At 56.4% G+C, this 24,391-nt stretch carries 17 protein-coding genes and 1 pseudogene; 13 read left to right on the forward strand and 5 right to left on the reverse strand.

Annotation, left to right across the window (positions count from 1 at the left end; translation table 11 throughout):
* The first annotated feature begins 39 nt into the window (after window positions 1–39).
* From rbfA to JMN36_RS01490, 4 genes are read left to right on the forward strand one after another with little or no spacing between them, the layout of a single operon-like run.
* Window positions 40–507 (forward strand): 30S ribosome-binding factor RbfA, encoded by a 468-nt coding sequence (gene rbfA, locus JMN36_RS01475; protein ID WP_204087088.1) that lies wholly within the window; start codon window positions 40–42, stop codon window positions 505–507.
* Entirely contained in the window at window positions 497–1,564 is a 1,068-nt protein-coding gene (locus JMN36_RS01480; protein WP_204087087.1) for a DHH family phosphoesterase, read from the forward strand. The genes rbfA and JMN36_RS01480 overlap by 11 nt, the downstream gene beginning before the upstream one ends.
* Window positions 1,561–2,907, forward strand: a complete 1,347-nt coding sequence (locus tag JMN36_RS01485; RefSeq protein ID WP_236883129.1) for an MATE family efflux transporter — start codon at window positions 1,561–1,563, stop codon at window positions 2,905–2,907. The genes JMN36_RS01480 and JMN36_RS01485 overlap by 4 nt, the downstream gene beginning before the upstream one ends.
* A gap of 5 nt (window positions 2,908–2,912) precedes the next feature.
* A complete protein-coding gene (locus JMN36_RS01490) occupies window positions 2,913–3,662 on the forward strand; it encodes a 4'-phosphopantetheinyl transferase family protein (protein ID WP_204087086.1) in 750 nt (249 codons plus the stop codon).
* A 40-nt stretch (window positions 3,663–3,702) separates the two neighbouring features.
* Here the strand turns inward: JMN36_RS01490 and JMN36_RS01495 are convergent, their stop codons facing one another.
* Entirely contained in the window at window positions 3,703–4,713 is a 1,011-nt protein-coding gene (locus JMN36_RS01495; protein ID WP_221923817.1) for a tRNA pseudouridine synthase B, read from the reverse strand.
* A gap of 310 nt (window positions 4,714–5,023) precedes the next feature.
* On the opposite strand from JMN36_RS01495, the gene JMN36_RS01500 reads away from it, so the two are divergent.
* From JMN36_RS01500 to JMN36_RS01515, 4 genes are all read left to right on the forward strand, one after another.
* Window positions 5,024–5,989 carry a bifunctional riboflavin kinase/FAD synthetase gene (locus JMN36_RS01500; protein WP_204087085.1) on the forward strand — a complete coding sequence of 322 codons (966 nt, stop codon included), beginning with the start codon at window positions 5,024–5,026 and terminating at the stop codon, window positions 5,987–5,989.
* 217 nt (window positions 5,990–6,206) lie between these two features.
* Window positions 6,207–6,476 carry a 30S ribosomal protein S15 gene (gene rpsO, locus JMN36_RS01505; protein WP_012731767.1) on the forward strand — a complete coding sequence of 90 codons (270 nt, stop codon included), beginning with the start codon at window positions 6,207–6,209 and terminating at the stop codon, window positions 6,474–6,476.
* A gap of 275 nt (window positions 6,477–6,751) precedes the next feature.
* The gene (locus JMN36_RS01510; RefSeq protein ID WP_236881796.1) at window positions 6,752–9,034 is read left to right on the forward strand and encodes a polyribonucleotide nucleotidyltransferase; all 2,283 of its coding nucleotides are present in this window, start codon (window positions 6,752–6,754) and stop codon (window positions 9,032–9,034) included.
* 112 nt (window positions 9,035–9,146) lie between these two features.
* A complete protein-coding gene (locus tag JMN36_RS01515) occupies window positions 9,147–10,019 on the forward strand; it encodes a YwiC-like family protein (protein ID WP_204087084.1) in 873 nt (290 codons plus the stop codon).
* A gap of 45 nt (window positions 10,020–10,064) precedes the next feature.
* Here JMN36_RS01515 and JMN36_RS01520 read toward each other — a convergent pair whose 3' ends face one another.
* From JMN36_RS01520 to JMN36_RS01535, 4 genes and pseudogenes are all read right to left on the reverse strand, one after another.
* A complete protein-coding gene (locus JMN36_RS01520) occupies window positions 10,065–11,852 on the reverse strand; it encodes an ABC transporter family substrate-binding protein (protein ID WP_236883130.1) in 1,788 nt (595 codons plus the stop codon).
* A gap of 14 nt (window positions 11,853–11,866) precedes the next feature.
* Complete coding sequence (locus JMN36_RS01525) at window positions 11,867–13,804, reverse strand: ABC transporter ATP-binding protein (RefSeq protein ID WP_204087083.1); 1,938 nt, start codon at window positions 13,802–13,804, stop codon at window positions 11,867–11,869.
* Entirely contained in the window at window positions 13,801–14,661 is an 861-nt protein-coding gene (locus JMN36_RS01530) for an ABC transporter permease (protein WP_204087082.1), read from the reverse strand. Before JMN36_RS01530 ends, JMN36_RS01525 begins: the two co-directional genes overlap by 4 nt.
* Window positions 14,662–15,645: pseudogene (locus tag JMN36_RS01535) on the reverse strand (ABC transporter permease).
* Between the two features lie 307 nt (window positions 15,646–15,952).
* On the opposite strand from JMN36_RS01535, the gene dapB reads away from it, so the two are divergent.
* From dapB to JMN36_RS01560, 5 genes are all read left to right on the forward strand, one after another.
* Window positions 15,953–16,705, forward strand: coding sequence for a 4-hydroxy-tetrahydrodipicolinate reductase (gene dapB, locus JMN36_RS01540; protein ID WP_221923712.1), 753 nt, complete (start codon window positions 15,953–15,955; stop codon window positions 16,703–16,705).
* Window positions 16,706–17,476, forward strand: a complete 771-nt coding sequence (thyX, locus tag JMN36_RS01545) for an FAD-dependent thymidylate synthase (protein WP_204087079.1) — start codon at window positions 16,706–16,708, stop codon at window positions 17,474–17,476.
* Between the two features lie 38 nt (window positions 17,477–17,514).
* Window positions 17,515–18,420: a 4-hydroxy-tetrahydrodipicolinate synthase gene (dapA, locus tag JMN36_RS01550; RefSeq protein WP_204087078.1), complete on the forward strand. Its 906-nt coding sequence runs from the start codon at window positions 17,515–17,517 to the stop codon at window positions 18,418–18,420.
* Window positions 18,420–20,579: a ribonuclease J gene (locus tag JMN36_RS01555; protein ID WP_204087077.1), complete on the forward strand. Its 2,160-nt coding sequence runs from the start codon at window positions 18,420–18,422 to the stop codon at window positions 20,577–20,579. The genes dapA and JMN36_RS01555 overlap by 1 nt, the downstream gene beginning before the upstream one ends.
* A gap of 661 nt (window positions 20,580–21,240) precedes the next feature.
* Window positions 21,241–24,342, forward strand: coding sequence for an FtsK/SpoIIIE family DNA translocase (locus JMN36_RS01560; RefSeq protein ID WP_204088715.1), 3,102 nt, complete (start codon window positions 21,241–21,243; stop codon window positions 24,340–24,342).
* Window positions 24,343–24,391: the final 49 nt, after the last annotated feature.

Raw genomic sequence — 24,391 nt, forward strand, 5'->3', positions numbered from 1 at the left:
TAAACTCCCTCCACGTAGATAATGGAGGGAGTTTTTCTAATGGCTGATCGCGCTCGCGCTGCGCGCATGGCTAAGCGCATCCAAACTATCGTGGCGAACACCATCGAACATAGTGTGAAGGACCGCCGTTTAGAGCTCGTTACCATCACCGATACCCAGCTCACCGGCGATTTACACGACGCTACCGTTTTTTACACGGTCCGTGGGCGCACTCTCGACGAGGAACCCGACCGTGAACAAGCGGCCGAAGCACTTCACCGGGCACGCGGTCAACTACGGAAAGCCGTGGGGGACCAGCTGGGAGTTCGGTTCACTCCGACCTTAACATTCACCCTTGACACTGTCCCCGAAACGAGTGCCCGCTTAGAGGAGCTTTTGGCTCAGGCTCGGCAGCGGGACCAGGAAGTGGCGCGTCAAGCTGAAGGAGCAACCCCAGCTGGGGACGCCAATCCGTACAAAACCTCGACGCACGAGGGACGTCCTGAGAGCGAAGCGGATGGATGGTAACGATTCAGCATTCATCCCACGCGGGCTGCCGGTGACAGATCGGGACGCATGGGTATTCTTGCAGGCCATGGCCTGGGAGTCTCATGCTCTTGCCGACGATGAACGCGCTCTGCACCCCTGCGTTGTGATCAGTCACGTGCGCCCCGACGCGGATACTGTCGGGTCGGCCTGCGCTCTTGTCCATCTCATCCGTCGATGGGGCGGCACTGCTGTGGCCGTGGACGCCGACGGTGGAGTGCCGTCGTCTGCTTTCTCTGTTCTGAATACGGAGGATGTGTACGTCCCCCTTGAGGACATCCCGCGTGATCCCATTGCGGTGGTGTGCGTTGACACGGCTTCCCTTGATCGGTGCGGAGTCGCCGTCGAGATGGTCGAGCGCGCCACAGAGAAAGGGCGCTCCTTGGTGATTGATCACCATGAGACCGCTACCAATTTTGGCAGCATTAACTGGGTCCATGCGGACGCCGATTCCACGACGAGCATGCTCACGTCCTTGTGCGACATGTATTCGGAAACGATTGACCGGACCATGGCGACGGCACTCTACGCCGGTCTTGTGACCGATACGGAGTGCTTCCGCTGGGGTGGCCCCAGCCAATTCGCGACGGCCCATCGGCTGGTTTCAACGGGAATTGATACACGGAGCATCTCGTCGTCGTTAATTGATGACCACTCCGTTCCGTATCTGCGGATGTTGGGTGCCGTGTTGTCCGACCTGGTGTATGAGCCGTCGGCAGTGAACGGCCGTGGGTTGGTGTGGGGTGTTGTCACCGACAGCCAAGCTCAAGAGGCTGTTGAATGCGATGTCGAATCAGTTATCGACGTGGTTAGGACAGCGTCGGAGGCCGAGGTCGCCATGGTTTTGAAGGAATATCGGCCGGGCGAGATTGTGGTGTCGCTGCGGTCCCGTGGTGCGGTTAATGTCGCACGGGTGGCAGAAGAGTTAGGGGGCGGGGGCCATGCACAGGCCGCTGGTTTAACCTGGCAAGGCACTCGGGACGGTTTTGTGGATGCTTTTCGACAGTGTGTGAACCAAGAGGAGAAAAACGGTCGATGAGTAGTGATAACGTCGATCATTCTGTCGATTCCGGCAGGAATGGCGACGGGGTTGGTGTTTGGAAGATCTTATCGATCGCTCTTCCATCTCTGGGTGTCCTGGCGGCCACCCCTATTTATCTCTTATTTGATACGGCCGTGGTGGGGCGGTTAGGTAAGACGGATTTGGCTGCTCTTGCTGCAGCAACGACCATTCTTGCCCAAGTCACCACTCAGCTGACTTTTTTGTCCTATGGGACGACTGCTCGCGCGGGGCGTTTTTATGGTGCAGGCCGACGGGATAAGTCGATTCAAGAAGGCGTGCAGTCGACATGGATCGCTGTCTTCGTAGGAATCACCTTAGCTGCGGTGATTTGGATCCTGGCTCCGGTATTGACAAACTGGCTGGCCGATGATCCCGGGGTAGGGCGAGAGGCGACGAGATGGCTGCGCGTGGCGTCGCCAGCGGTGCCCCTGACTCTCATGACAATGGCGGGTAACGGTTGGCTGAGGGCGGTCCAAAATGCTAGGTACCCTCTGTATTTCACCTTGGCGGGAGTTGGCCCAGCACTTATCCTGGTGCCGATATTGGTGATGCGGTTGGGGATTGTCGGTTCCGCCCTGGCCAATGTCACGGGTGAGACTATTACCTCATTGTGCTTCCTCGTCTGCCTAATACGGGAGAACAGCAAGTACGAGAATTCGTGGAAACCGCGATGGTCGATTATGAAAGACCAATTGGTGATGGGGCGTGACCTGATCGCACGCTCACTGAGTTTCCAACTTTCCTTTATCTCGGCGGCCGCTGTTGCTGGTCGTTTCGGCGCAGCATCGCTGGCAGCCCACCAGATTTTATTGCAGCTGTGGAACTTCCTAACCATGGTTCTCGATTCGTTGGCTATTGCCGCGCAGGCGTTTGTCGGCGCTGCTCTCGGGGCAGGACAGTCGACTAATGCGAAGGCCGTGGGGCGATCCATCATTAAGTGGTCGTCGCTCTTCGCCGTGGTTCTCGCCGGTGGCATGTCCGCGGGGTACTACTGGATTCCCCGCCAATTCACCCATTCGGAGAGTGTGCTCGACGCGATGTCGGGTCCGTGGTGGCAGCTGGTTGTTCTGGTCCTTCTGGGCGGTTTTGTTTTCGCCCTCGACGGGATTTTGCTCGGTGCCGGCGACGCCATCTTCCTCCGTAACGCCACCCTCGTGTCGGCCCTAGTGGGCTTCCTGCCGCTGACCTGGATTTCCCTGAGCCAAAGTTGGGGACTGGTTGGTGTTTGGTGGGGTCTTATCACCTTCTTCTTGTTCCGCTTGGCGACGACCACGCTCCGATTCCTCCGCGGAAACTGGGCCCGGGTGGGCGCGCAGTGATCCCGATGGGGTTCTTTCCCGACGGCTGTGCTTGGTCTGAATTGCTTGTTTCTGAGCCGACGCAGCCGTCACGCAACGCGCAGTGGCCGCCCATCAGCAGCAGGAATTGGCACAATTTGCATCCCCAAGAACGCGCTTATGTTAGCGACGCTGTGCCGCTCAGGCGGGCGCAATTCGCTGATGCACGCGCGTGCGCCAGAAACGCTTTAACGGATCTCACCGGGCATGACCACGCTGATACTGTCATCGGGAAAGGCGAGCGCGGAATGCCTCTCTTTCCGCGCGGCGTCGGCGGATCGCTAACTCACACGACCGGTTTCCGTGCAGCGGTCGTCGCGCGAACAGATACGCTGAAGTCCGTCGGCGTGGATGCGGAAGTAGCCAAGCCGCTACTTGACGGTGTGTCCGATGCTGTTCTTACCCCTCGCGACCTGCAACATATCGATGCTCTACACCAACACGGGCAACACCACGTGCGGCACCACGAGGGAGATCTACAGTTGTTTCCGGCAGAAAAGATCTTGGAAACAGTGGTCTTCTCTGCGAAAGAGGCGCTGTATAAATCGTGGTTCCCGTTAGCCCGCGTCTTCCTCGATTTTTCCCAGGCAGACATTGAACTCCACCGCGACGGAACATTAACTGCATTCGTCCATCATGATGTGGCTAGTGGAGTGGTGCCCCGGACGATACCGGGGCGATGGATGGTCGGCTCAGGGTACGTCGTGACAAGTACGTGGATTACGTCGATCGCCTAGCTTGATCGCCGCCCGCGGTGACGTTCATGACAAGGTGCGTTTATGACAAGGTTGCCGGGCGGGCGACGAACACCGTTTTCGCTATCTTCCCATCGTTCTTCATTAAAGCTATAGCGTGTCCATCGGCTGACACCCCCGCGTAGACATCCTTCAGATCCGACGCAGGAATACGCTTCCCCATGGAGACCGCGCTGGCTTCGTCGTCACTTAAGTGTCGGATAGGGAAGGACCGGGTGATGGCCTGGTCGAGGGAATAGCTGAGCGATGCCCGTGGAGTTTCGCCAGTCACCTGTTTGTCGCGGATCCGCTGCTCGGCTAGGGACTGCTCGTCGCGCAATTGGTCGAGTGTTCTGGCGTCGTCGAGACTAAAAGAGCCGACGCGCGTGCGACGAAGTGCCGTCAGATGTCCTCCGACTCCCAGTATTTCGCCCAAGTCCCTCGCGAGCGCGCGAATATACGTGCCCGAAGAACAATCGACAGTAACGTCGAGGTCGATCACGATGACATCCTCTTCGCCATTGTTGTCATCGCCATTATCGATAGTCGCCGTTCTCACGTTGCGAATATCAAAGGTCGAGACGGTGACGGGCCGCGGGGGAAGAGAGACTGTCTCCCCAGACCGAACACGGTCATAGGCACGACGTCCGTCCAGTTTGATGGCACTCACGCTGCTCGGCCTTTGCATGATATCGCCGGTGAGTTGCTCGCGGGCCCGTTCTATCCGCTCGGGTTCAGAAAGCAACACTGACAGGCGCTCGCGAGTGGCCGGGCTAATGAGGGGACGCGCTGTTGCTTGGCTGGAATTCTCCTCAGAGTCATAGGGATAGGGGATCGGTTCGCCTTCCGCATCGTCGGTTGTGGTGGCGAAACCTAGGCGGATTGTGGCGTCGTACGACTTCGTGTTCGCCACTAAGTGCGTCATAAATTTTGTGCCGCGCTCAATTCCAAGGATCAAGACGCCGGTGGCCGCCGGATCGAGCGTTCCAGCGTGCCCAACCTTGCGCGTCCGCACCAGGCGGCGCATCGCCGAGACAACATCATGGCTCGTCATTCCTGCGGGCTTATCGACGATGACAATGCCAGAGCGGTCCAGCACCGATGAATGCGTCGACGAACTGGCGGTGTGTGATGTTTCGCCGCGCGGACGCTGCGTACGTGGACGTGGTGTAGAGGACTGGCCGGGGTTCTCTGAGGCATTCACGGGGTTTAGCGTAGTTGACGTCTTCCTCATGGAGCGCGAAGGATCATGAGGCTGAGAGGACTATGGGGCGGGGACCGTAAGCCGCGGCGGGGACGTCGGCACTCTTGTTTATATCGGGGCCGTATCGCAGAACTTCGCCCCTGTGACGTACGCTATTCACGTGGATATTTGGCACGGGTTGGATAACATACCGCAGTCCCTCGACGCGTCCGTCGTCACTATTGGTGTGTTCGATGGTGTTCATCGTGGGCATCGTCGGCTTATCGGTACTGCTGTCCGTCGTGCTCGTGAACTAGATGTTCCCTGCGTGTTGATGACATTCGAACCCCACCCGGTCAAGGTGTTCGCACCGGAACGTACCCCACGACTCTTGGGGAGTCTGAAGGACCGTCAAGCGATGGCGGAAGAGCTGGGCGTGGACTACTTCCTGACCGTTGATTTCACGCGGAGCTTGGCCGCCTTGAGCCCCACTGAGTACATCGAGCAGGTGCTTGTCCATCAGCTTCATGCCAAAGCCATCGTGGTTGGCGAGAACTTCACCTTTGGTCACAAAGCGGCAGGGACGTCTCAGACACTGGAAACCGAGGGGCCTCGGTATGGCTGCGATGTGGACATCGTCCCGCTCTTGAGCGAGGACGGCCATACGATTTCCTCGACATTCATTCGCTCTCAACTCGATCAAGGGCATGTTGACGAGGCCGCGTGGGCTCTCGGGCGCCCATATTCCGTCTATGGCGAGGTCGAGCACGGCGCCGGGCGCGGTGGCCGAGAACTGGGCTACCCCACGGCCAATCTCTATATCAGCCCGGAGCGCGCGCTGCCTGCAGATGGCGTCTATGCCGGCTGGTTCACAATTGATCCTGGTGAGACCGTCGATGGAGACATGGAGCCGGGAGTCCGGTATCCGACCGCCATTTCTGTGGGTATGAACCCGACATTTAACGACGATCGTCGGTCGGTTGAGTCTTTTGTGCTGGATAGGCACGCGGATTTGTACGGGCTGTATGCGACGGTCGAGTTCATTGGTTACGTCCGGGGTATGGAAACATTTTCGGGTGTTGACGAGCTCCTTGCTGCCATGCACCGCGACGTTGACGCGGTACGGGCGATGACGGCTCGTAAATAGGCTCGGAAAACTGGAGCAAGAGTCCGGCGCTTCAGTATTCCTCGGTTTTGTATTCCCGTGGTTTGGGCCCTGTCAGATGGTATTTCGGGTCCATTCCGAACATGTGGTAGCCTCGTCCGAGTATCAACTGCGGTCCGTTGCAGTTGTGAAAGCTGTGCCTCTTTGCGGCACGGCGCATACGGACTGAAATAACGACCTCAATTTTAGGAGTTTTCCTATGGCTTTGTCCGCTGCAAAGAAAAAAGAAATCCTTTCCGAGTTCGGTCTTCATGAGACCGACACCGGTTCAACCGAGGCTCAGGTTGCCTTGTTGACCGAGCGCATTCGTCAGCTGACGGAGCACCTTCGTGAGCACAAGCACGATCACCACTCACGTCGTGGCCTTATGCTCTTGGTCGGTCGTCGTAAGCGTCTGTTGAAGTACTTGGCTGCTAACAACGTCGATCGTTACCGTAACCTGATTGCTCGTTTGGGCCTCCGCCGTTAATTACGGCGTCGGCCATTCTGACTCGGTTCTGCACAGTGCGGCGGGGCCGAGTTTTTCATATCTGGAGCTCGTCGGCGGTGCTCGGACATGATTGTGGTATCGGTAATGAAGCCTCCCGTAGAGGTAGCTCGGCGTGTTCATACCCCGTTGTCCTGCTCTTCCAGGTTTCACCTGCTAAGATGAGGTCGCCTGAAGATATATGAAGAAGAGATTTCTCGTTGGCGACACCGATGATCGCCCGGGGCACCCATAGAGAAGGACGGATTCCCCCTTTTATGACCAATAATCACTCCGTTTTTTATGACGAAGAGTTTGGCACCCATTCTGTCGAAGCCACGATTGACAATGGCGACTTCGGCTCACGTACTATTCGATTAGAGACCGGACAACTAGCTCGCCAGGCAAATGGCTCCGTCGTCGCGTATCTCGACGAAGACACCATGATGTTGTCGACGACGACCGCATCATCCAAACCCCGCGAGGGCTTCGATTTCTTCCCGTTGACTGTTGATGTGGAAGAGCGCATGTACGCCGCTGGCCGTATTCCTGGCTCTTTCTTCCGCCGGGAAGGCCGCCCAGGCACCGACGCTATTTTGGCGTGCCGCCTGATCGACCGCCCGTTGCGCCCCACCTTCGTGAAAGGGCTGCGCAACGAGGTCCAGGTCATCGTCACCGTGATGTCCTTGGACCCCAAAGACATGTACGACGTCGTCGCGATCAACGCGGCGTCGGCGTCGACCCAGCTTTCGGGCTTGCCCGTGTCGGGCCCGGTCGGTGGCGTGAGAATGGCTCTCATCGTCGACGACGATCATGAGGATGGTCAGTGGGTTGCATTCCCCACCCGCGAACAGCACGAGTCCGCGTTGTTTGAGATGGTCGTTGCCGGCCGTTTGACCGACGAACAGGTCCCGGAGAAGCCACGCAAGGGACGTCGTCGCGGTCGCAAGTCGAGTCCCCGGAAGAAGACCGACAATGTTGCGATCATGATGGTGGAAGCGGGAGCGACGGAAACCGTCGTCGAGCGTGTCAATGATGGTGCGCCTGCACCCACCGAGTCCGTCGTCGCGGAGGGAATTGAGGCAGCAAAGCCGTTCATTGCTGAACTATGTGGCGCTCAGCAGGCTCTTCGTCAGGCTGTGGATCCGGAGACCGAGGAATTTCCTCTGTTCCCGCCCTATGGTGCCGACGTTTTGGCCGCTGTCGATTCTGAGGCCAAAGGCCGCATCAGTGACATCATGTCCATTGCCGATAAGCAGGAGCGCGATGAAGCCCTCTCGTCGGACATGGATGACACGGTTGAGGCGTTGCTCGAAGAGTTCCCGGAGCGTGAAGCCGAGATCCGTGCTGCTCATAACGCCGTGACCAAAGAGGTCGTCCGGTCGCGTATTTTGGCCGACGGCTTCCGCATCGATGGTCGTGGCGTCGAGGATATTCGAGATCTCGATGTTGAGGTCGATCTTGTTCCTCGTGCCCACGGCTCGTCACTGTTCCAGCGTGGTGAAACGCAGATCCTCGGCGTAACGACGCTGGACACGCTGAAGATGGAGCAGCAGGTTGACTCCTTGGGCCCTGTTGATCACCGTCGCTACATCCACCACTACAACTTCCCGCCGTATTCCACCGGTGAGACGGGCCGTGTTGGTTCCCCGAAGCGTCGTGAGATTGGGCATGGTGCGTTGGCAGAACGTGCTCTGAAGCCGATGATCCCGTCGCGCGATGACTTCCCGTACACCATCCGTCAGGTTTCAGAGGCATTGGGCTCTAACGGTTCCACCTCAATGGGGTCGGTGTGCGCGTCGACGTTGTCCCTGTACAACGCTGGTGTTCCGCTGAAGGCTCCGGTCGCAGGTATCGCAATGGGCCTGGTGTCCGGCGAAGTCAAGGGGAAGATGACATACGTCACCCTCACGGACATCTTGGGTGCTGAAGATGCGTTCGGCGATATGGACTTCAAGGTCGCGGGCACGGAAGACTTCATTACCGCACTCCAGCTGGATACCAAGCTCGACGGCATTCCGTCGGATGTTCTTGCCGGCGCGCTGAAGCAGGCTCGCGAGGCTCGGCTCGAGATCCTCAACACGATGGCTGAGGTTATTGATGAGCCCGACCCGATGAGTGACTATGCACCGCGCATCACGACGATCTCTGTGCCGGTCTCGAAGATCGGTGAAGTGATCGGCCCGAAGGGCAAGAACATTAACCAGATCACGGAAGATACCGGTGCCCGTGTGTCCATCGAGGACGACGGTACTGTGTTCATTTCCGCAACCTCCGGTGGCTCCGCTGATGCTGCGGTCGACCGGATTAACGAGATTGCCAATCCTCAATTGCCGAAGGTAGGGGAGCGATTCTTGGGCACTGTGGTGAAGACCACGGCATTCGGGGCGTTCGTGTCAATCCTTCCCAACCGAGATGGGCTCGTGCACATCTCGAAGCTCGGTGGCAAGAAACGCATCGAGAAGGTCGAGGACGTCGTCAACGTCGGCGACAAACTCGAGGTCGAGATCGCCGATATCGACAACCGCGGGAAGATCTCGCTGGTTCCCGTCGACGACTAATTTTGGCTAATAACCGCTCTGGGATAACCAGAGTGGGTCGCCTTTAATGGGTCCTCCCATGTACTTTCCAGCTTCTTGTTAAGGCTCGGCTAACGGTTATACACTAATTCGCATGGCACGTGCAGTTAGTCCCTGGGTACCTAACCAACATGGGGCGTGGGCAATGCTTCTGCTTCCCATCATCATGGGAATGGGCTTAGGCATTTGTACTTTGGTGAATGACTCATCATCGGCCGGTGCAGTGATCATGGGGGTAGCCCGGTCGGTGGTGTTATTAATAGCCTGGGTCGTCGCCTATTTTGCGTTTTTCGCGTGGGGGCTCTGGGTTAAGATACCGCCATCGCGGAACGGCCAGTCATCCGAGCGTAAACAGAAGGCTTTTGTAGCGACGGCTACGTATTGCGCAATTACGCTCGTGGCAGCGCTCATTACTGTGGTGCTTCGTCCGAGCCTGTTGCTGTGGGCACCTGTGTTCGCCATTGTTATGGGTGTTGCTCTGTGGGAAGTCGTCAGAAAACGCCCTCGTTCTTTGCTTTCAGGTATAGCGACGGTGGTTGCGTCCGTTTTAATGGTTCCCGTGGCCGACCACACGATCCGGGGGAGTATTAACGGAATCGCGTGGTGGTGGGCACTCATGTTGGGCATCTACTTCACGGGCACGATTATTTATGTCAAAACGATGATTCGTGAGCGCAACAACCCGCGCTATTTGACGTTTAGTGTCGGATATCACGCGGTATTTGTTCTTATTTCCCTTGTGTTTGCTGTCTTAGCTTCATGTGGGGTTGTCACAGGATTCTCGCCCTATACAGGTCTGTGGTGGACCGTGGGAACCTGGTTGCTTGTAGTCGCGGCCGCCATATCACTGTTTCGCAGTTGGGCAGTACCCCACTCGGCGCACAATGGTGGGAAGTGGACGCCAAAGCGGGTCGGGAAGACTGAGCAGCTCGTTACCCTTGGTGTCGGCATAGCACTCGTACTGTAGGGGTTAGCTTCGCACAGGCCCCAGCACGGGTCCTACCGCGAGCCCCTACTTCTTCTTCCAACCGATGTCCTGCAGTTTGACACTGCCGAAGAACTTAGGGCCGAAGTTAACGAGGTCCGGATTAGCTGCAGTAATGGATGGCCCATTGGTCACCGGCATAATCCCGTACCGCGCGAACGCCTCTTTTTCGAGTTCATTGGCCCGACGGATTTGTTCATCTTCGGTGGGAAGTTTCTGCAGCTCATTAATCTTTTCATCCATCTCTGCGGTACCAGTTCCGGATCGATTCAGCTGAGAATCAGAGGCATAGGTCTGCTGGAAATACGCGACGCCATACGGGTCCGACTGGCTAAATCCCATCGGGAACATGTCGAAGTCACGACGCGTAACAACGTCGGAAAACTCCGAGCTTGGCCGTTCCTGGATCGATAGCTGCACACCGATATCGGACATCATCTTTTGTGTTGCTTGGGCCGTTGCCCGAGAGAGGCTGTCATCGCCAAGCAGCACATATTTCAGCTGCAGTTTCTTACCGTCTTTCCTCCGGACACCGTCGGACCCAGGTTTCCACCCATCCTGTTCGAGTATCTGTTGTGCTTCGTCTTTATTGAACTTCACGACGGCACCGAAGTTGTCGTCATATCCCTTCTGACGGCTGAAGAGCTGGAACGAACCAGGCAGTTTCTCCGAGTACCCCATGCCGTTGAACCTGATGGTCGCGAGCTGTGACCGATCAATTCCCGTCATGACCGCCTTACGCACATTAATGTCGGAGAGAATATCTGACTTCGCATTGAGAGTGATCAGCGATGTAAACGGTGCGGCCCCGGTACGAATGTCGACAAGTTTGCCCATCTTTTCTGCGGTTTTGAGCCGCTCACGGCTACCCACCGAGGTAGCGTCGATTTCACCGGCACGCAAGGCATTGATCGAGGCCTGTGGTTCCATTTGCCGGAACGTAATGGAATCGAGTTTTCCTTTATCGCCCCACCACTTATCGTTCCGTTTAAAGACGACTTCGCCTTTTTTAAAGTTGACGTGGTCAACGGTATAGGGCCCAGCGCCCCATTCCGGATGCAGAGCGCTTTTATATGCGTTATTGAACTTCTTCGCATCCGAAACTTGTGGGGGAAGCAGGATGTTGAATAGTCCTTTCCACCAGGGATAAACCTGGGAGAACGTCACTACTGCTTGTTTATCATTCTCGCCGGGGGTAACAGATTCGATGAGCTTGTATCCGTCGGTGGAGGAGGGGATGTAATCCTCATCAGTCCCGTTGTTTGCTTTCCACGTGTTTTCAAAGGCGCGCCAGTCAATCGGTGTGCCGTCGTTGTACACAGCACGCGGATTGATGGTGTAGGTCAGAACCGTCTTGCCAGAACTTGTGTCTTCCTTGATATCAGTCACATAGTCATGGTTCGGAGAGAACTCACCACGCGGGGTGTACATAGCCAATTGAGGGTTGTAATACGACCATATCGTGGTGGTGTACGCGGTACCGTCACCATGGAAAGGATTCTCTTGGGTCGTTAATTCGTCAATAGCTAAATTGAGATGACCACCATCTTTTATTTGGTCTCGGCTCGTCGGTTTGTAGTCGGCAATTTGGTCATATCCTCGGTTAGAGCCGTCAGCGTCATCGTTATAACCGCAGGCAGTCAGGGACATGCTTGATGTCGAAACAATCACGACGAGGGCCATGATGACCTTCGCGCGCACGCGCCGGCGTGCGTGTCGAACGGAGTGCCGCAGAGGCGCGAGTAAGGGGACGTTCACGGTTTTACCTTCCGACGAAGATGTGGCGGGTTGATGGATCACTCGATCACGATGCATGGCCACGACACTCACTACTTGGCATCCACAGTGTGGACGGCCCGGTCGTGCGCTGCGTGCGGATCCGGAATCGGGATAGCAGCCAACAGCTTTTTCGTATATGGGTGCTGGGGGTTGTCGAAAATGTCATCGGTATTTCCCTGTTCGACGAACTCTCCTTGGTACATCACCGCGACACGATCGCTGATATGTCGAACGACGGACAGATCGTGGGCGACGAACAGGTAGGAAAGTCCTAGTCGACGCTTGAGGTCGTCGAGAAGGTTGATCATCCCGGCTTGAATCGAAACGTCGAGGGCCGATACCGGTTCGTCCAGCACGATGAGCGCAGGATTTGTTGCCAGAGCACGGGCAAGACCAATGCGCTGCCGCTGACCACCAGAGAACGCACTGGGGAAGCGGTCGATATGTGCTGCGTTGAGGCCAACAAGCTTCATCAACTCGGTCACGCGCTCGTTAACGTCCCCGTCGAAACCAAGACTCTTTAATGGCTCGGTAATGATCTCGCGCACCGTCATGCGCGGGTTGAGAGAACCCATAGGGTCCTGGAAGACGATCTGAATATTCTGGCGAGCCTTCAGGCGTGACTTCCGAGTGAAACGAGCCGCGGATTCTCCGCACAGTTCGATCGCAGTTCCTTCAGGCGGATTCAGATCCATGATCTCTAAGAGTGTGGTTGTTTTACCGGATCCCGATTCACCGACGATCGCAAAGCATTCGCCTTGTTTAATATCGATATCGACGCCCCGAACAGCGTGAACCGTACCCACTCGGCGCTTAACGAGGGCACCTTTGAGTAACGGGAACTCCTTGCGGAGGTTCGTCACAGACAACACTGTCGACCGTTCGTTCCGTGGCGTTCCGGCGAGAATGTCATCGGCGAGGACAGGAGGCGGATACATCCTCGTATTGTCGATCATTTGATCAACAACTTCGTGGGAGCGGAAGCACGCTGTGTTGTGGTCGGGCTTATCGTCGAGGGGAATCGCGAGAGGTTCTTTTTCCCGACACTTGTCGATAACGACGGGGCAGCGGGCCGCGAAGGGGCATCCTTGTGGGAGATCGATCAGCATCGGCGGGTGCCCAGGGATAGTGGGGAGCGCTCCTCCTGACTGCTTGTCCACACGAGGAGTCGACTCCAGCAGCCCAATCGTGTACGGCATCTTTGGGTTGTGAAAAATCGACGACACATCGGCGCGTTCCACGGGGCGGCCGGCATACATGACAAGCACATCGTCGGCAGTTTCCGCGACGACGCCCATATCGTGTGTGATCATGATCGTCGCCGCGCCTGTTTCCCTCTGCGCCACCTTGATCAGGTCCAGAATCTGCGCCTGGACGGTGACATCCAAAGCGGTGGTGGGCTCGTCGGCAATAAGTATGCGCGGATTATTAGCGATCGCAATGGCGATGACGACGCGCTGCCGCATACCACCGGAGAACTCATGCGGAAAGGCTTTCACACGCTTGTGCGGTTCCGGAATACCGACCATATCGAGTAGCTCAATAGCGCGCTTCCAGGCGTCGGACTTTGACATGGAGGAATGGCATTGAATGGCCTCAACGATTTGTTCACCGACGTTGAACACAGGGGTGAGGGACGACAGCGGATCCTGGAAGATCATGCCGATGTCTTTCCCGCGGATGGCGCTCATGTCCTTATCGTTCATGCCGATGAGCTCGCGGCCGTCAAGTTTGATTGAGCCGGAAATCGCCGCCGAATCGGGCAAAAGCCCCATGACAGCTAGAGAAGTGACGGATTTACCCGATCCCGATTCGCCGACGATCCCGAGCGTGCGTCCCGGGTAGAGGTCGAAATCAACGCCGCGGGCGGCGTGAACAGTTCCCGCCTCGGAGGGGAAACGAATGGTGAGTTCACGGACGGAGAGAATAGGTTTTTCAGCTTTTTCAGTCGACCGCGTCTGAGTAGATGACAACGCTTCAGATGTCATGAGACATGTCCTCCAGCAGCAGAATAGGGATCCAGAGCATCGCGCAGGCCGTCAGCGATAAACGCCATGGAAATTGTCAGGAGTGTAAGAATCAGGGCCGGGAAGTAGAACTGCCACGGTGATGCGTCGACGGCTCCGGTACCGACTGTTAACAAAGTGCCCAGGGACACGTCGGGGAGCTTCACTCCTAGCCCGAGGAATGACAAGCCGGTTTCTGTCATCACCGTCGCGGGAACTCCGAGTGCAAATTGAATAATTAAGAGCGAACCAATATTGGGAATAAGGTGCCTTATCACGATGCGGGGAGTGTTGACACCCATATATTGGGCTGCTTTGACATAGTCATTCTGTTTGACTGATAACGCCATGGACCAAATGACGCGGGCGGGATAAATCCATCCGAAAATGATCAGAACTAAGATCAATAGTTTCCAGTCTCCACCCGAACCAGACACTAATAAAGCAATGATCAAGAAGGAGGGAATGGCCAACATAAAGTGGATGAAGGTCAAAATGATCTTTTCCGCGATGCCACCCAAGAGTGCCGCGATACATCCGATGAGTGCGGAGAGAATAGACACACCGAGGGAGACTGTCACAGCGATAATGAGTGACCGTCCTAACCCGTGGATTGTCTGGGCGAAGAGGTCATTTCCTGAGTCTGAGGTCCCAAACCAGTGTTCAGCGCTGGGGGAAGAGGCAAGGTGGAGAAAATCCGGTTCCTCATAACTCCACTTCGAAATATATGGTCCAAAGATCGAAGCGAAAACCAAAATAAGAAAACCCACGACGCCGATAAGGGCCAGTTTGTTTCGTGCGAAACGACGCGCGTATAAGGCAGTTTTATGCTGAGCCATTTAACTCACCCTTACCCGGGGATCTAAGATCACGACAGTTATATCTGCGAGAATTGCTGCCACCGCGGTTGTGAAAGCGCCGAAGGCGGCAACGGCTACGGTTCCATATATGTCATTGTGCGATAACGCTGTAATGAAATAATCGCCCATTCCCTGCCAGGCGAAAATCTTCTCGGTCATGATGGCGCCGGTGAAAATCCCCGGAATGGAGAACGCCACTGAGGTAGCCACCGGAATAATCGACGTACGCAAGGCGTGTTTCCGGATAGCTTTACGCTGGGGCAGACCTTTTGCCCGGGCCGTGCGGACATAGTCGGCGTTGAGGTTATCGAGGAGTAGGGATCGCTGCATCATGTGGTAGCCCGCGTAACTCACCAACAGGAGTGAGAACGTCGGTAGCGCGACGTGTTGAAGAAAGTCGAGGAGCGTCGGAAAGAATCCGTGGACGCCATATTTCGATGCGCCGGTGACATAAAAAATTCGGGAACCAGTGATTCGGTTGACCCATAAACCAAAGGCCACCGTGATAATCGATGCAACAACGATGTGGAGGTTCATGGTGACAATCGAAATTCCTTGCCAAATACGATCGCCCATTTTGTATTGATTACTGGCGGTATATACGCCGATGGCGACACCGATGATGACGGATAACACTGTTGCTAGCAGAAGGAGTTCTGCCGAGACCCAAATACGAAATGAAATCTGCTGGTTAACAGACTCGCCGAGGGGAGACTCTCCCCAGTCCCAGTGAAACAAGATATTCGATAACCATGTCCACCACCGCTCGAAGAGTGGGGTGTTATCAGAGAGATTTAGCGGCTGAAGTGTGCGTTGAATTTGATCCTCTGGCAGCGGAGGTCATCTGCCGACATAGTTTGACTTGGGATCCAGGAATGCAGTCGCAAGGAAGAATGTGATGTTAGTGGCAATGAAGATGATGGCGAGCCATCCGCCTAGCTTCTTCACCAAATATTTCGTCATGGTCAGGGGCCTCATCGTCACGAAGACAAGCTTTACGCGTTGAAATGTAAAACTGATTGATGACGAGGCGTTGCTAAATGTCGAAACAAAGAGGTTACAAAATGTTTCGGTTGTATTACGTCGCGGTCTCTATCAAGCTGAGCTGGAAGAACATGAATATGATTCGTGACGTTGATCGTGGCCACTCGGGCAGTGGGGCTACCGTCCGGGGGTAGTTCGATATCGGGAGAGAAGGGGTAGACTAACGCCGTTGCGGTGGCAGCCGCCACCCACATGACAGATATATCCACTAATGATGGGAGAAATAATGACTTCACCACTCAAAGTCGGTGTCATCGGTGCTTCGGGGAATGTAGGACAGACACTCGTTGCGGCATTGAAGGGGGAGTCAGACCTTGAACTCGTTGCTGCGGTTGACCGCGATGATTCTTTGGACACGCTGGTTGATTCAGGTGCGGAAATCGCCATCGATTTCACGTCACCCTCAGCTGTGATGGATAACGTTAAATTCCTCATTGACCATGGAATTCACGCAGTCGTCGGCACGACGGGGTGGACTGATGATCGTTATGACCAGGTCCGCGAATGGCTCAAGGATTCGCCCAACACTGGTGTCTTAGTTGCTCCGAACTTTGCTATCTCCGCAGTATTGACGGAGAAATTAGCGGAAATAGCTGCGCCGTATTTCGATTCTGCTGAAGTGGTCGAGATGCACCACCCAGGCAAGAAGGATGCGCCGTCGGGTACTGCCATTCACACGGCACAAACAATTGCTCAGTCGAGGGACAAGGCTGGTTGCGGCGATCAGCCGGACGCTACCGAACAAGCACTTGACGGAGCCCGCGGAGCGTCGGTAGACGGAATTCCTGTCCACGCCATCAGGATGAAAGGTGCCGTTGCACACGAAGCGGTTATTTTCGGTTCCCAGGGGCAGAGTTTGACTATCCGCCAAGATTCCTATGATCGCACCTCATTTGTTCCCGGTGTTTTCCTGGGCGTGCGCAAAGTGCCTGAACACCCAGGCTTAACCATCGGTTTGGATTCTTTCTTGGGGCTGTAAATGGCAACACCTAAGCCATGTGAAGTGTCTCTTATTGCCCACACGTCTTTTACTCTTCCCTTGGGTATGGACTTGGGCTTTATTAAAGACTCTTCCGATGCGGATTCATTAGTCGAGTTTGCTGGTCGCGCTTGCTACGAAACATGGGATCGCCCGAACCCCCACACAGCTTCGAATGAAGCCTATATCCGGCACATTATGGAGGTAGGGCATACCGCTCTACTTGAACATCCGACGGCGACGTTCTATATCCGGGGGCTTTCTCGGGGATGTGCCCATGAATTTATGAGGCACCGCCACTTGTCTTTTTCCCAACTCTCACAACGCTTCACGCCGGACGATGACATTGATGTCGTTGTCCCCGCAGAGATTGCGAAAGACAAACAGTTAACAGATTTGTTCCTCGAAGCGTGTGATGTAGCCAGAGATACCTTTTCGGAGCTACTGAGTAGCCTCGAGAAAAAGACTCCGGGCGCGGCGTCGGGGCGCATGAATGCCCTCTTGCGCCAGAAGCAAGCGCGGCAAGCGGCACGGGCGATCTTGCCGTCGGCAACCGAAACTCGGTTGGTGGCCACGGGGAATTTTCGGACGTGGCGTCACTTTATTGGGATGAGAGCGACGGAAAATGCGGATCAAGAGATCCGGCACTTAGCTATTGCGATCTTGAAAGAGCTTCAGTCGGTCGCACCTCATGCTTTCGGTGATTTTTCTGTGACCGAGCTCAGCGACGGGACTGAGGTCGCAACAAGCCCGTTTGTTAGTGAAAGCTAGTTGTTTGTGCCCGTGCCCCGCGGGTACCCTTGACCGATATGAGCACTGGTATTGCAACACGGGCCGGCGCCGAAACTTTCGGAACTATTGCCGTAGCAATGGTGACGCCCTTCGATAGCGACGGTCACGTCGATATATCCGCAGGGGTGTCGTTGGCTAAGCACCTCGTTGATCAAGGGTGTGATTCCCTGGTTCTCGCTGGAACTACAGGAGAGTCTCCGACGACGACCGTCGAAGAGAAGTTGCGGTTGCTCAAGGCTGTTAAACAAGAGGTGGGAGATTCCGCCCGCATTATCGCGGGGTCGGGAACAAACAATACGGCGACGAGTATCGAGTTATCCCGCGCATCAGTGGAGGCTGGCGCGGATGGGCTCCTCGTTGTGACTCCGTACTATTCGAAGCCAAGTCAAGAGGGCATTTATCAGCATTTTACGGCCGTTGCCGACGCTATGAACGTGCCTGTCATGATTTATGACATCCCATCGCGTAGTGTTATTCCGGTTGCAAAGGAGACGCTGGCTCGCTTGTCCGAGCACCCGCGTATTGCAGCTGTTAAGGATGCGAAAGGGAATCTCGCAGAGGCCTTGGAGCTTATTCAGTCCACTGAATTGGCCTGGTATTCCGGAGACGACCCCATCAACCTTCCGTGGTTGTCGGTTGGTGCCACGGGTCTTATCTCTGTCGTCGGACACATTGCTGCTCCCGTGCTGAGGAGAATGTACGACGCGTATGACTCCGGAGATCTCCCTGAAGCTCAGCGTTTATCAGCATCGTTGTCCCCGCTCTATCATGCACAAGCACGACTCGGCGGGGTTAGTTTTGCCAAAGCAGCTCTGCACTTGCAGGGCATTAATGTAGGAGAACCTCGTTTGCCTCAAATTTCCCCCAGTCCGTCACAGCTCGATGAGCTTGCTGATGATATGCGAAAGGCTGGTGTTCTGTAGTGCCAGATAACCGCACTCGCGGTCGGCGATCGACGCGTAAGGCCGGGTCGCCTGATGTTGACGCAGCTCAGCGTCCAGAGTTCACAGAGCCGAAAGCCACTACGCATAGTCAGTCCTCACCATCGTCCGATGACAATCAAGGCCACGCCGACGGCAACAAAGCCAATGGACGTGATGGAAATCGCAATGGTTCATCGGGCCGATCGAATCGTGGTGGCAATAACAAGCACGGTGGCGGCAATGGTAATAAAGGCCGCAACAACCGTGGTAGCAACAATAAAAACGACAATGGTCGTTCAGAGCGCGGCGGTTCCCGGAACTCGAATAAGAACGGGAAAAACAATCGCCCCAATAAACGAGGCCGTGACCGCAACAGGGGACACAATAAGAACCGCTCTGTCGTGAAATCCATGCAGGGAGCTGACCTCACTCAGCGCTTGCCTGAGCCCCCCAAGGCACCAAAAGACGGTCTGCGCATCGTCGCTCTGGGTGGTATTTCCGAAATCGGCCGTAATATGACCGTTTTCGAATACCACAATCGGCTTCTCATCATTGACTGTGGCGTTCTTTTCCCAAGTTCCGACGAACCCGGCGTCGATCTGATTCTTCCTGATTTTTCCTATCTGGAAGACAAGATGGATCGTGTCGAGGCGCTGGTCGTTACTCACGGCCACGAGGACCACATTGGTGCGATCCCGTGGTTGCTGAAACTGCGGTCTGATATTCCCATCGTGGCCTCGCGCTTTACGTGTGCTTTGATTGCGGCGAAATGCCGTGAGCACCATCAGCACCCGAAGCTGATCGAAGTTAATGAGACGTCTCATGAGAAGTATGGTCCCTTTGATCTACGCTTCTGGAATGTGAACCACTCCATTCCGGATTGCCTCGGTATTGCGCTGAAGACTGGGGCCGGGCTTCTGATTCATACGGGCGATATCAAGCTCGATCAGACCCCGACTGGTGGCCGTCCCACCGATTTGCCGGCATTGTCCCGGTTCGGTGATGAGGGCGTGGACATCATGCTGGCGGATTCGACGAACTCGACTACGCCTGGTTTCTCAGGGTCGGAGGCCGATGTGGCCCCGACGCTGAAACGTCTCGTTGCCGAAGCGAAGCAGCGCGTCATTATCGCTTCCTTCGCCTCGAACGTGTACCGTGTCCAAGCTGCAGTCGATGCAGCCGTCGCGGCGGGCAGGAAGGTTGCGTTCAATGGCCGGTCGATGATCCGCAACATGCAAATTGCGGAAGAGATGGGCTACTTGGACGTTCCACGAAACACCATTGTTTCTATGGACGACGCCGCGAAGATGGCTCCGCACAAGGTTCTGCTCGTCACGACGGGTACGCAGGGCGAGCCCATGGCCGCGCTGTCCCGTATGGCACGGCGTGAACACCGACAGATCACTGTCCGCGATGGTGACCTCATTGTTCTGTCGTCGTCACTGGTGCCGGGCAATGAAGAGGCTGTGTTCGGTGTGATCAACATGCTCTCGCAGATCGGCGCCCACGTGGTGACCAGTAAAGACGCTAAGGTCCACACCTCGGGTCACGGTTTCGCCGGTGAGCTGTTGTTCCTGTACAACGCAGCCCGCCCGAAGAACTTTATGCCTGTGCATGGTGAATGGCGTCACTTGAGGGCCAACAAGCAACTGGCCATATCGACCGGTGTTCGTGAGGACCACACCGTGCTGGCACAAAATGGCGTGGTTGTTGATCTCGTGGATAAACACGCCGACGTTGTTGGGCAGATCCCCGTCGGAAACCTCTACGTCGACGGTGTCACCATGGGCGATGTGAACGCCGAGGTTCTGGAAGACCGCGCCCAGATGGGCGAAGGCGGCGTCATCTCTGTCACCGTCGTGATCGATAACCGGACGGGCATGGCGTTGGAGAAGCCTCGCGTTGTGGCATCTGGTTTCTCAGATGAGTCGCGCGAGATGATGCATGAGGTCGAGGATCTCGTCGATAACACCTTGCTCGATTTGTCAGGTGAGGGCGAAAACGATCCTTACCGAATGGCTCAGCAGATCAAGCGTCGGATCACCAAGTTCGTGGGCGAGAAGTGGCGCAGGAAGCCATTTGTTGTCCCGACGGTCGTTCCCATGACATCCGACGAGCCGCTGGTGTCCGATGTGACAGGTACACGCGAATCGCTGTGATGTAGGCGCTACCTCATAGCCTGGTCAGAGTCCTGGTCCCATGAAATTGGGGTCAGGACTTTTTTCATTATGAGGTGCGCGGTAGGCGGCCACACAGCAGCCATCTAAACGCCCTGCGTAGGTTAATAATGTGAATGATGTGATCTGAGAGTCTAAAGTGGCATGCATGACTGCCCCTCGGAAAACCAGTACACGTAACCGGAAGACTCACCCTGCGAGTTCTACGCGTGCACGGTCCCGAAGGGGTGCGCCAGCATCGAGACCACGAGGGGGATCCCGACCCGCTAATCGCGGCGAAGAACTAATTCCTACCCAGGAATTCGAGCGCACAGGCAGCGCATTTTCGGCCGTGGGCTCCGGCCTGGCCGGGTTTTTCAGTAGTACAGCGCGGGGCTTGGGAAGTCTGACCCGCAAAGTCGCTTCCGTTCGAGGACCACAAGGTAGTGTCCGAGGGTCGAATGATGACGATCTTTTAGACGATAGTGCCGACACTGGTGACATTTCAGACGGTCGCACCCCTGATAGTCATCACCAGAGCCTTGACCGGGAACCGCGACGGGGGCGTGGCCGGTTCCGTCGGGCATCTCAGGCGTCGGAGCCCTCAGACCGGCATACTGCCGATAGCGAAGAGAATTTTGACGATTATTCCGAAGGAGAAAACGTGTCGTCGGGGGGACATAGGCGTGGTGGCAGCAGTCGACGGCGCGCCTCCTCCGCACAGCGTGGTCTCATGGATGAGAGCGTCGACCAGGATCGTGATGCCTACGCCGACGATGCCGGAGTAGTGATCGGTGGCGGTTACGACACCCCCGCCTTGATCGTCGCCGCCCTCGGACTCATCACCGCCGGATCACTGTGGTTCGGAATTGGCGGTCCGGTGGGTGGCGCCCTGTCCACCGGCCTCATGATGGTCGTCGGCGCAGCTGCGTATCTGGTTCCTGTCGCTCTGTTTTTCGTCGCCTGGGTACTGATGGTGGGCGTGACCGTCCGTCAAGTCAACCATTTTCGGTCCGGAGGGGCACTGGCACTGCTGTTGATTGCGATGCTGGGGCTGGCCCACCTTTTCGCTGGCCAACCGTCGACATGGGTAGGGCGGAGCCACGCCGGGGGTGCCATAGGTCTGTTCTCCGGAACTCCCTTGGCAACCGGATTCTCGGTGTGGCTTGCTGTGCCGATTTTGCTCCTTATTATCATCTGGTCGGCAATCACACTTGCTGGAACGACCATTAAAGATACGGTTCACGCTGTGTCCGACTGGATGGGCTTCCGCTGGGGCAGGGGAGCATACGACGACGCTTCGTACGACTCCTATGGCCCCGACGAATATGACGAATCCGGTTATGACATCGACTCCGAGTATGAGGGTGCCGACTATGACGATGGCGCTGGAGCCGATCGTCGGTATGCCCGCTCTAACCGCGACCTAACTCCTTACGATTCAGGGCGCAGGCACTACCCAGCGCGCAACGTACCTTCCGATCCTCGGGTACACAGAGACGGGCAGCCCCTCATCGTCGGGGAGGGAGCGCAGAAGTCCTCTTCCCACGCGATCATCGACGACGGCTCCGGGTTTGACGATGACGAGCTGCCGTCTGGTGCTCAGCAGTACGGTTCGTATGGCAATACGCCGATGGATAACTATCCCTTGGACGAAGATGCTGCGTCGACCCGCGTGTTCTCATCGGGGTTGAGGGCTGGTGATCGTGGTCGCTCGTCCCGCAATACTTCGGGGAGAAGGCCTGCGCCGACGCTGGACGATCAGCCCACCGACGTTGACATCGCCGGTTTCCATGGTGGAATGCCGACGTCCGTAGACGCTAGCCAGCAACGAGATAACGTCAACACCACGCGGGTTGACGCCTCTCTCACCGAGGATGACGATGTTCCCTCCGCAGTGAATGAGGGTTCGCCTCAATCGTCGGCAGTAAAAGTCAATGCTGGGGGTGAAGGCGCGCCTGAGCTGGTGGACGATGGCGACGGTGAACACGGCGAGAGCAGTACGGACGCGGTCAGTGCCAGTCGTGAGGCCATGCGTCGGGCAATTGTTGCGCGCTCGGGTATTGATGCGGCAAGTAAAGCGCCCGGGAAAAAGCAATCGCAGCGTGCCTCGGCGGCGTTGAAGTCGGCCTCGGGGAGCCAAGACCGCAGTACTGCCGCATCGTCATCGGAGGCGGGACATCACTATGAGCTGCCTAGTGCGGATCTGCTCATTCCGGGCAAAGCGGCGAAGACTCGGACCGAAGCCAATGACCGGATGATTGCCGCGATTTCGGAGACCTTCTCGGAGTTTAAGGTCAATGCGAAGGTCACCGGTTATTCGCGTGGGCCGACAGTGACGCGGTATGAGGTTGAGCTCGGGCCGGGCGTCAAGGTATCCAAGATTACGAACCTGCAGTCCAACCTGGCTTATGCGGCAGCGACGGACAACGTGCGTCTGCTCACCCCGATCCCCGGCAAGTCTGCAGTGGGGATTGAGGTGCCGAACGCCGATCGTGAAATGGTCCGACTTTCTGACGTTTTGCATGCTCCTGAGGTCATGCAGAACACTGACCCGATGCTGATCGGCCTGGGTAAAGACATCGAAGGCGATTTCGTCGCCCACTCGATAGCGAAGATGCCTCACTTGCTGGTGGCTGGTGCTACCGGTTCAGGTAAGTCTGCATTTGTGAACTCCATGCTGGTCTCCTTGCTGACGCGCGCGACGCCGGAGGACGTCCGTCTGATCCTGGTGGATCCAAAGATGGTGGAACTCACGCCATATGAGGGAGTACCGCACCTCATCACTCCAATCATCACTCAGCCCAAGAAAGCTGCGAGCGCGCTGCAGTGGTTGGTCGATGAAATGGAACAGCGTTACATGGATATGAAGTCCGCCGGTGTCCGGCACATCAAGGACTTTAACCGCAAGGTGGAGACGGGCGAGTACACAGCTCCTCTCGGCTCTGAACGCGAAGTCAAGCCTTACCCCTTTATCGTCTGTGTAGTCGATGAGCTCGCTGATCTGATGATGACGGCTCCAAAAGAGATTGAGGACTCGATTGTCCGGATCACCCAGAAAGCTCGTGCTGCGGGTATCCACCTAGTATTGGCGACGCAGCGCCCGTCGGTCGACGTTGTCACCGGCTTGATTAAGACGAACGTTCCCTCGCGCCTGGCCTTCGCGACCTCGTCGCTGACAGACTCGCGAGTCATCCTTGACCAAGGTGGGGCTGAGAAGCTCATTGGCATGGGCGATGGCCTCTTTATTCCCCAAGGCGCGGGCAAGCCGATGCGTATCCAGGGTGCGTTTGTCACTGACACTGAGGTGCAGGCCGTCGTCGATGCGGCGAAGGCTCAGCGTGAGCCGGAATACGATCCCAAGGTGGTCGAGCAGGCTGAATCCTCGAAGAAGAAGATTGACGAGGACATTGGCGACGATCTCGAGGACCTGTTGCAAGCCGTCGAGATCGTTGTGACCAGCCAGTATGGCTCGACATCGATGTTGCAACGCAAGCTTCGCGTGGGATTTGCTCGGGCTGGTCGCTTGATGGATTTGATGGAGTCACGCGGAATTGTTGGCCCGTCAGAAGGGTCGAAAGCGCGTGAGGTGTTGGTGAAACCGGAGGAGCTGGACACCATTTTGTGGATGATCAAAGGTGCCGATCCCGCTGAGGCGCCGAAAGAAGACCCGAGTGACAACGAGGGAGCTGACGCTGCACCAGGCGGAGCTTCCGCCTCAACGACAAAAGTAGTGAGCGCCAACCCGTCGAGCGGCATCGTCTGATTGGGTACTCGTTTCTTCCGGCCTGTAATGCTGTCTTGGCTGGTTGCGC

It is taken from the genome of Corynebacterium pseudokroppenstedtii (assembly GCF_019754945.1).
Classification (GTDB): domain Bacteria; phylum Actinomycetota; class Actinomycetes; order Mycobacteriales; family Mycobacteriaceae; genus Corynebacterium; species Corynebacterium pseudokroppenstedtii.